The organism is Aliamphritea spongicola (assembly GCF_017051665.1).
Taxonomy (GTDB): domain Bacteria; phylum Pseudomonadota; class Gammaproteobacteria; order Pseudomonadales; family Balneatricaceae; genus Amphritea; species Amphritea spongicola.
This window is the reverse complement of sequence record NZ_JAFIDL010000121.1, coordinates 1-284: the sequence shown is the minus strand read 5'-3', so window position 1 is coordinate 284 and position 284 is coordinate 1. Positions and strand designations below refer to the sequence as shown.

Annotated in this window: 1 protein-coding gene; it reads right to left on the bottom strand. The window is 54.9% G+C overall.

What is annotated here, in order from left to right; genetic code table 11:
- A partial coding sequence (locus JYB63_RS22995) for a condensation domain-containing protein (protein ID WP_205660239.1) occupies window positions 1-284 on the bottom strand: 284 nt, incomplete at both ends.

The following is a 284-nucleotide window of genomic DNA, read 5'->3' as shown; positions in this document are numbered from 1 at the left end:
CTGCAGAGGATCGGGCTCCTTGCTGAGATCGAGCGTGAACAGCGGCTCATGTGTACGTGGCGCGCGGTATTGATAAAGCTCACCGTCTTTTTCCACAAAATGCGCTTGCAGAGCCGGCGTTTCTTCGACGATGGCGTCGATGGCTTGCCGCAGCAGTTTAACGTTGAGCGGCCCGTCGACCTGTCCGTAGCCCCAGATATTGAACGACAAATCTTTGGAGATGTTTTCCCCCAGCCAGAGTTCACGCTGGGCGGTTGTTATTTCATGCAGCTCAACTTTCTCCG